Origin of the sequence: Kitasatospora sp. NPDC057512 (assembly GCF_042802135.1) — a bacterium.
Classification (GTDB): Bacteria; Actinomycetota; Actinomycetes; order Streptomycetales; family Streptomycetaceae; genus Kitasatospora.
Window position 1 is genome coordinate 1 of sequence record NZ_JBHVET010000817.1, and the last position, 3,480, is coordinate 3,480.

Annotated in this window: 2 protein-coding genes; one reads left to right on the forward strand and one right to left on the reverse strand. The window is 73.0% G+C overall.

Annotation, left to right across the window (positions count from 1 at the left end; translation table 11 throughout):
• Positions 1-12 precede the first annotated feature (12 nt).
• Positions 13-2,577, reverse strand: coding sequence for an aminopeptidase N (gene pepN / locus ACFU6K_RS34195; protein WP_380669758.1), 2,565 nt, complete (start codon positions 2,575-2,577; stop codon positions 13-15).
• A gap of 225 nt (positions 2,578-2,802) precedes the next feature.
• On the opposite strand from pepN, the gene ACFU6K_RS34200 reads away from it, so the two are divergent.
• Complete coding sequence (locus tag ACFU6K_RS34200; protein ID WP_380669760.1) at positions 2,803-3,435, forward strand: DsbA family protein; 633 nt, start codon at positions 2,803-2,805, stop codon at positions 3,433-3,435.
• Positions 3,436-3,480 lie beyond the last annotated feature (45 nt).

The window sequence follows — 3,480 nt, forward strand, 5'->3', positions numbered from 1 at the left end:
GCGTACGGCCCGTCAGACCCGGTCGCAGGCCTGCGCCCGCAGCGCGCGGGCCAGGTCGTCCCGGCGCTCCAGCACCAGGCGGCGCAGCGCCGGCGCGGCCTGCGGGTGCCCGGCCAGCCAGCCGTCGGCCTCGGCCAGGGTCTGCTCGGAGGTCTGGGCGAGCGGGAAGAAGCCGCCGACGATCCGGATCGCGATCTCGATGGTCCGGTCGGCCCAGATCCGCTCCAGCAGCTTGAAGTACGGCGCCGCGTAGAGGGCCGTCAGGTCGCGCTGGGCGGGGATCGAGAAGCCCCCGGTGTTGGCCTCGACCAGGGCGCTCGGCAGCTCGTCCGAGTCGATCACGGCCGACCAGGCGGCGGCCTTGGCCTCCGCGGTGGGCCGGGCGGCCAGGCACTGGGTGTGGTGCCGCTTGCCGCTCGCGGTGTTGTCGGCGGCCAGCTCGGCGTCGAGCTCCTCGTCGGTGGCCTGGCCGGCCGCGGCCAGCGCCAGCCACAGCGACCAGCGCAGGTCCTGGTCGACCTCCAGGCCGTCGATCCGGGCGCTGCCGGACAGCAGGCCGCGGACCAGGCCGAGATGCTCGGCGCCGCCCGCGGTCTGGGCGAGGAAGCGGGCCCAGGCCAGCTGGTGGTCGCTGCCGGGGACGGCCTCGCGCAGCTCGCGCAGGGCGCCGTCGGCGAGCAGCCGGCCGCCCTCGCCGCGCCAGGCCGGGTCGGCGTACAGGTCGACGGCGGTCTTGGCCTGGGCGTGCAGCGACTGGAGCACGCCGATGTTGCCCTCCTGGCCGGCGAACCGCAGCACCAGGGCGACGTAGTCGCGGGCCGGCATCAGGCCGTCCCGGGTGAGGTTCCAGACCGCGGACCAGGTCAGCGCCCGGGCCAGCTCGTCGCGGATCTCGCCGAGGCCGGCGCGCAGGTTCTCCAGCGACTCCTCGTCGAAGCGGATCTTGCAGTAGGTCAGGTCCTCGTCGTTGAGCAGCACCAGCGCCGGGCGGGGCAGGCCGGCGGCCTCGGTGACGACGGTCCGGGCGCCGGTGACGTCCAGCTCGATTCGCCCGGTGCGCACCAGGGCGCCGTCCGCGTCCCGGTCGTACAGGCCGACCGCGATCCGGTGCGGGCGCAGGACGTCGCCGTCCTGGAGCACGGCCAGCTCGGTGATCCGGCCCTCGGCGTCGGTGGTGACCTGCGGGGTGAGCGCGTTGACCCCGGAGGTCTGCAGCCAGGCGGCGGCCCAGGCCTTGAGGTCGCGGCCGCTGGTCTCCTCCAGCACCTCCAGCAGGTCGCCCAGCTCGGTGTTGCCGAAGGCGTGGCGCTTGAAGTAGCGGCGGGCGCCCTCGAAGAAGGCCTCCGAACCGACGTACGCCACCAGCTGCTTGAGGACGGAGGCGCCCTTGGCGTAGGTGATGCCGTCGAAGTTGAGCTTGGCGTCCTCCAGGTCCCGGATGTCCGCGGTGATCGGGTGGGTGGTGGGGAACTGGTCCTGCCGGTAGGCCCAGGCCTTGCGCTGGTTGGCGAAGGTGACCCAGGCCGAGGAGTAGCGGGTGCGGGCGCCGATCAGGCCGTAGGAGCCCATGAAGTCGGCGAAGGACTCCTTCAGCCACAGGTCGTCCCACCAGCGCATGGTGACCAGGTCGCCGAACCACATGTGCGCCATCTCGTGCAGGATGACGTTGGCCCGGGCCTCGTACGCGGCGTCGGTGACCTTCGAGCGGAAGACGTACTCCTCGCGGAAGGTGACGCAGCCGGGGTTCTCCATCGCGCCGATGTTGTACTCGGGGACGAAGGCCTGGTCGTACTTGCCGAAGGGGTACGGGTAGTCGAACTGCTCGTGGAAGAAGTCGAGTCCGAGCTTGGTGACGCCGAGGATCTCGTCCGCGTCGAAGTACGGGGCCAGCGACTTGCGGCACATCGCGGAGAGCGGGATCTCCAGCGCGGTGCCGTCGGCCAGTTCGCGGCGGTAGTGGTCGCGGGCGACGTGGTACGGGCCGGCGACGACGGCGGTGAGGTAGGTGGAGATCGGCCTGGTCGGCGCGAACTCCCAGGTGCGGGCGCCGTCCTGCTCGGTGACGTCCTCGTGCGGGGCGTTGGAGCGCACGTCCCAGGCGGCCGGGGCGGTCACGGTGAAGGTGAACGGGGCCTTCAGGTCGGGCTGCTCGAAGTTCGCGAACACCCGGCGGGCGTCGGCCGGCTCGTAGTGGGTGTAGAGGTAGGTCTCGCCGTCCGCCGGGTCGACGAAGCGGTGCAGGCCCTCGCCGGTGCGGCTGTAGGCGCAGTCCGCCTCGACGGTCAGCACGTTCTCGGCGGCCAGGCCGTCGACGTGCACCCGGGCGCCGTCGTAGGCGGTGGCCGGGTCGAGGGCGCGGCCGTTGAGGGTGACCGAGCGGACGGCGGGGGCGAGCAGGTCGAGGAAGGTGTCCGCACCGGGCTGGGAGCAGCGGAAGGTGACGGTGGTGGTGGAGCGGAAGGTGCCGGCCTCCCGGTCCGGGGCCGAGGTCACGTCCAGCCGGACCTGGTAGCCGTCCACGGCCAGGATGCTGGCCCGCTGCTGCGCCTCGTCGCGGCTGAGGTTCTTGCCCGGCACGGCGGTACTCCTTTGTCCGGCTCGCACGGTGGTGCGCCTGTGAGTGGTGCGGTCTCGGCGCGGGGGTGCCCCGCGCACGCGGGGTCATCCTTTCACGCCCCGTGGCGTCAGTACCATTGCACAGGCCGCCGCGTTCGCGCCGGAATCAGCGGTGCCGGGCGGGTGTTGGCGTTCCCGGGGCGGAACTCCTCCGTGTCCCGGACGACCTCACGAAGGGCACCCGCAGTGACGACTGCCGCTGAGCGCAAGACCGCCGACTTCTGGTTCGACCCGGCCTGTCCGTGGGCGTGGATGACCTCCCGCTGGCTGATCGAGGTCCAGCAGGTGCGTCCGGTCGACGTGCGCTGGCACGTGATGAGCCTGTCGGTGCTCAACGAGCACCGGGACCTCCCGGAGACCTACCGGGAGCTGCTGGACAACGCCTGGGGCGCGGTGCGGGTCTGCGTCGCCGCCGCCGAGCAGCACGGGCCGGAGGTGCTCGGCCGGCTCTACACCGAGTTGGGCGTGCGCTTCCACAACCAGGGCCTGCCGCAGAACCGGGAGACCGTCGAGGCCGCCCTGGTGGCCGCGGGCCTGCCCGTCGAGCTGGCCGGCGCGGCCGACACGGACGCGTACGACGAGGCCCTGCGCGCCTCGCACCAGGAGGGCATCACCCTGGTCGGCGAGGACGTCGGCACCCCGGTGATCGCGGTCGAGGGCGCGGACGGCGAGCGGGTGGCCTTCTTCGGCCCGGTGGTCACCCCCGCCCCGAAGGGCGAGGCCGCGGCCCGGCTGTGGGACGGCACCCTGCTGGTGGCCTCCACCCCGGGCTTCTACGAGATCAAGCGCACCCGCACGGCCGGCCCGTCCTTCGAGTAACGGCGCCGGACACGCGGCAGGGCCCGGTACCGCTCGGTACCGGGC